Annotated in this window: 5 protein-coding genes; all 5 read left to right on the forward strand. The window is 71.8% G+C overall.

Features of this window, described 5'->3' with window-relative positions:
* The coding region (locus tag L995_RS08735; RefSeq protein WP_047471038.1) for a sensor histidine kinase at positions 1 to 1,132 on the forward strand (1,132 nt) is incomplete at its 5' end.
* Positions 1,117 to 2,451, forward strand: coding sequence for a sigma-54-dependent transcriptional regulator (locus L995_RS08740; protein ID WP_047471040.1), 1,335 nt, complete (start codon positions 1,117 to 1,119; stop codon positions 2,449 to 2,451). The genes L995_RS08735 and L995_RS08740, both read left to right, overlap by 16 nt.
* Before the next feature lie 173 nt (positions 2,452 to 2,624).
* Positions 2,625 to 3,293, forward strand: a complete 669-nt coding sequence (locus tag L995_RS08745) for a hypothetical protein (protein ID WP_047218997.1) — start codon at positions 2,625 to 2,627, stop codon at positions 3,291 to 3,293.
* A gap of 96 nt (positions 3,294 to 3,389) precedes the next feature.
* Positions 3,390 to 3,737: a DMT family protein gene (locus L995_RS08750; RefSeq protein WP_012203978.1), complete on the forward strand. Its 348-nt coding sequence runs from the start codon at positions 3,390 to 3,392 to the stop codon at positions 3,735 to 3,737.
* A gap of 11 nt (positions 3,738 to 3,748) precedes the next feature.
* On the forward strand, positions 3,749 to 4,841 hold a 1,093-nt coding region (locus L995_RS08755), incomplete at its 3' end, for an MFS transporter (RefSeq protein ID WP_047471043.1).

The following is a 4,841-nucleotide window of genomic DNA, read 5'->3' on the forward strand; positions in this document are numbered from 1 at the left end:
CCGCGTGCTGCGCGAGCGCCCCGGCATGGAGGGCGGCTTCTGGCACGAGGGCCCTGGCGTGGTGGCCTATGCGTTTCCCACCTATGACGGCTCGGGCATCAAGCGCGATGCGCCCAGTGCGGAGATGGAGCGCATCGCCTCCACCGCCCAGCGCGCACGGGACAGCGCCGGGCTGGTGACCGACCTGCGCCCCGGCCTGCGCGAGGCGGTGGTCTTTGCCGCCTGCCCGGCCCAGGCCGATGCGCCCGCCCTGGTGGCCTGGACGCTGATGCGCGTCCCCCTGATCAGCGCCGACGTGGTCAACCCCCTCATCCTTGCCGTCAGCCTGCTGCTGGGCATGGTCCTGGTCTCGGGCCTGTGGCTGGGCAGAATGCTGCGGCGCTGGCAGCGGCAGTCGGCACAGATGGAGCAGCAACTGCTCGGCGCCGAACGGCTGGCCACCCTGGGCCGGCTGTCGGCCGGCCTGGCGCACGAGATCCGCAACCCGCTGGGCACCATGCGCATGAAGGCCGAGAACGCCCTGGCCGCGCCCGAGCCACTGCGGCAGGCCCGCAGCCAGGGCGCCCTGGAGGCCGTGCTGGCACAGACCGCGCGCCTGGAAGACCTGGTATCGAGCCTGCTGGCCTTGACCCAGCCCTTCCGCGTGCACCCGGAGCCCGTGGACCTGCAGCAGCTGCTGGACGAAAGGCTCCAGGCCCATGCAGAAATGGCCCAGGCCAGCGGCGTGCAGCTGGCAACGGCGGTGTCCGCCGGCCTTGCCCGGGACCTGCGGGAAGGGCGCCGCCCGCTGCTGGACCCCGCACAGATGGCCCGCGCGCTGGACAATCTGCTGCTCAACGCCCTGGCGCACACGGCGGACGGCGGCCGGGTGGAACTGGGCGCGGACCGGGACGCCAAAGGCTGCCTGCGGCTGTGGATTGCCGATGACGGCACCGGCATCGCGGCCGAACTGCGCGACACGCTGTTCGAGCCCTTCACCACCGCACGCCCCGGCGGCACCGGGCTGGGATTGGCGCTGGTGCGCGAAATCGTCCAGGCCCACGGCGGCCGGATCGCCCTGGCCAAGACTGCACAAGGCAAGACTGCACAAGGCACCCGCATAGAAATGGAATTTCCATGGCCCGCATCCTGATCGTGGACGACGACACGGCCTTCCGTGAAAGCCTGGCCGAGATGCTCGGCGACCTGGGCCATGGGGTCAGCCAGGCCCCGACCGTGGCGGCGGGGCTGCAGATCCTGCAGGCCGGGTCCGTGGATGCGGCCATCGTGGACCTGCGCATGCCGGGCGAGGACGGCCTGGCCTTCCTGCGCAAGGCCCGCGGCCTCTCGCGGGCGCCCTGCATCATGCTCACGGCCTACGCCAGCGGCGGCAACACCATCGAGGCCATGCGCCTGGGCGCCTTCGACCACCTGACCAAACCCATCGCCCGCACCGCCCTGGTTGAGGCCCTGGACCGCGCGCTGCAAGGCGCAGGGTCGGCCCAGGACTGCGGGGACGGCCAAGCCGACCAGCCGCAGATGCATGACGATGGTGAACTGGTCAGCGGCAGCGAGGCCATGCGGCAGGTCTTCAAGCGCATCGGCCTGGCGGCGGACAGCGACGCCACCGTGCTGGTGCTGGGCGAGACCGGCACGGGCAAGGAACTGGTGGCACGCGCCCTGCACCGCAACAGCGTCCGGGCGGAACGCCCCTTCGTGGCCGTCAACTGCGCTGCCATTCCGGCAGACCTGATGGAAAGCGAACTCTTCGGCCATGTGAAGGGCGCCTTCACGGGCGCCGTCAGCGACCGCGCCGGGCGCTTTCGCGAGGCGCAGGGCGGCACGCTGTTCCTCGATGAGGTGGGCGACATGCCGCTGCCCACGCAGGCCAAGATCCTCCGGGCGCTGCAGGAGCGCGAGATCACGCCCGTGGGCGCCAGCCGGGCGCTGCCCGTGAACGTGCGCATCATCGCGGCCACGCACCGCGACCTGCCGGACGCCGTCAGGCAGGGGCGCTTTCGCGAGGATCTCTGGTACCGGCTCCAGGTCGTGCCCGTGCACCTGCCGCCGCTGCGCGAGCGCCTGGGCGACGTGCTGCTGCTGGCCGAGCATTTCCTGCGCCAAGGCGGTGGCGCCTCGCCCAAGCGCCTGGGGGCCGACGCCGCGCGCCTGCTGCTGGCGCACGACTGGCCCGGCAACGTGCGCGAGCTGCGCAACGCCATGGAGCGTGCGGCCCTGCTGTGCCCCGGGCCGGTCATCGGGCCCGAGCACATCGGCCTGCAGCCTGCGGCGGCGAACGGCCCCGCCATCGACTGGAACGGGCCGCTGGCCCCCGCCGTCGCCCAGCTGGAACGTGAAATGGTCACGCGCGCCCTGGCCGCAACCATGGGCAACCGTGCCGAGGCCGCACGCCGCCTGGGCCTGTCGCGCCAGCAGCTGTACCGCAAGCTCGCGGAGTTCGGGCTGGGTTGAGGCAGCAGCGGGCACAGGCGCCGCCTGCGGTGTCCGAATGGGTGACACCCCCTGTCGCCATCTCGGACACATGGCCCGCATCAGCGACCGCAAGCCCTTGATTTCATGAGGTTTCCGGATGGCATGGCGCTTGCATTGGACTGTGCATGTCCATCGCCAACCCAGGAGCCATCATGACCCGTCTCACCCTTTCTTCCGCCGCCCTGTGGCTGGGTGCCAGCGCACTGAACGCGCATGCCGCCCCGCCCCTGCCTGCCCACGGCCCCGGCGCGCCCCACGCGGCCATGCCGCACGCGCAGGCCGTGCTCGAGAGCCCAGTCGCCCGGCTGCTCACCAACCCTTACGGGGAAGTGGACGGGCTGCGCCTGACCGACGGCACGGTGGTCCGGTTCCCGCCCCACATGGCCGATGCGCTGACGACCGCCGTGAAGGTGGGCGACACGGTGCGCATCATCGGCCGCAGCGAGGCCGGTGGTGCGGTCAAGGCCGACGCCATCGTGAACACCGCCACCGGCCAGACCGTGTATGACCAGCCACCGGAGCCCGGCCGCGCCCGCCCCATGCCCCCGCACCTGCGCATGGCCGGACTGCAGACGCAGCAGGCCCAGGGCCGCATCGAGGCTGTTCTCACCGGCCCGCGCGGCGATGCCAACGGCGTCATCCTGTCCGACGGCGCCATCGTGCGCTTTGCCCCCCATGCGCTGCAGCAGCCGCTGCAGCCGGGGCAGCTGTTTGCCGCCTCGGGCCTGGGCACGCGCAACGCGCACGGCACCTCGCTGGAGGCCATCAGCATGGGTGCCAGCCTGTCGGACCTGCAGCCGCTGTACGACCGCGCGCGCTGACGCCACCGCCCGGTCCCCGGGGCCGGGCGGGTTCCTGCCCCTTCCTGGTTTCCTGCTTCCCTGCTGCCCTGCTCTCCCGCTTTCACCGAACCCGCCATGTCCCCCAAGATCGCCCCCGTCCTGCTGCTGCTGATCTCCAACGTCTTCATGACCTTCGCCTGGTACGGGCACCTGAAGTTCGAGAACCGCCCGCTGTACCTCGTCATCCTGGTGAGCTGGCTGATCGCGCTGGCCGAGTACTGCTTCGCCGTGCCTGCCAACCGGCTCGGCCATGAGGTCTACAGCGCGGCCGAGCTCAAGACCATCCAGGAGGTGATCACGCTGGTGGTCTTCGCCGTTTTCTCCGTGCTCTACCTGGGCGAGAAGCTCACCCTCAACCACCTGGTGGGCTTCGGCTTCATCTGCCTGGGCGCCTTCTTCGTGTTCAAGGGCCCCCTGCGCTGAAGGAAGCCGCCATGCACCGCACACACCACCATGCGCGGCGCTGGCTGCCGGGGCTCAACTTCTTCCTGGCCGATGTGCGCGACGGCCTGGGCCCCTTCCTGGGCGTGTTCCTGCTCGCCCAGGGCTGGCGGCTGGACGACATCGGCTACGTCATGGCCCTGGGCGGCATCGCGGGCATGCTGGCCACCACGCCACTGGGCGCGCTGGTCGATGCCTCGCGCCGCAAGCGCCGGCTGCTGGCAGGGGCCATCGCCCTGCTGCTGGCGGGCAACCTGGCCATCTGGATCGCACCGTCGCTGGCCGTGACGGCGGCATCGCAGGTCATCACCGGCGTGGTCGCGGCCTTGATCGCCCCCTGCCTGCTGGGCATCACGCTGCAGATCACCGGCCATGCGGACCTGCCCCGGCAACTGGGCATCAACGAAGCCTGGAACCACGCCGGCAACGTGGCCACGGCCGCACTGGCGGGGGCCATGGGCCTGCGCTGGGGACTGCCTTCCGTCTTCGTGCTCATGGCCCTGATGGGCTGCGCATCGCTGGCCTGCCTGGCGCTGATGCGGCTGGATGAAACCCCGCAAGGCACGCCGCCCCCAGAGCAGGCCGGGCCTTGCGCCCCCGGCCTGCTGCACGTGCTCACGGGCACGCCGGCGCTGCGGGTGCTGGCCGTGGCCATGCTGCTGTTCCACCTGGGCAATGCCGCCATGCTGCCGCTGCTGGGCCAGGCCGCCGTGGCGCGCGGCCATGCCAACCCCAGCGGCTTCACGGCGCTGACCATCATCGTGGCGCAACTGGTCATGATCCCCATGGCCCTGCTCGCCGGGCGCCACGCCCAGCGCAGCGGCTACTGGCTGCTGGTCAAGGCGGCCCTGCTGTCGCTGCCGCTGCGCGGCCTGGTCGCCGCCACCTGGGACTCCGACTGGGCGCTGATCCCCGTGCAGGTGCTGGACGGCGTGGGCGCCGGGCTGCTGGGCGTTGCCCTGCCGGGCCTGGTCGCGCAGACGCTGCGCGGCACCGGCCACGTCAACGCGGGCCTGGGCGCCGTGATGACGCTGCAGGGCCTGGGCGCGGCCGCCAGCCCGGCACTGGCAGGCTGGATTGCGCAGC

This window comes from Delftia sp. ZNC0008, assembly GCF_000799035.1.
In the GTDB taxonomy this organism is placed as follows: Bacteria; Pseudomonadota; Gammaproteobacteria; order Burkholderiales; family Burkholderiaceae_C; genus Comamonas; species Comamonas tsuruhatensis.

Coding starts and splice junctions, on each gene's coding strand:
- L995_RS08740 (WP_047471040.1), top strand. CDS start 1,117: ATGGCCCGCATCCTGATCGTGGACGACGACACGGCCTTCCGTGAAAGC.
- L995_RS08745 (WP_047218997.1), top strand. CDS start 2,625: ATGACCCGTCTCACCCTTTCTTCCGCCGCCCTGTGGCTGGGTGCCAGC.
- L995_RS08750 (WP_012203978.1), top strand. CDS start 3,390: ATGTCCCCCAAGATCGCCCCCGTCCTGCTGCTGCTGATCTCCAACGTC.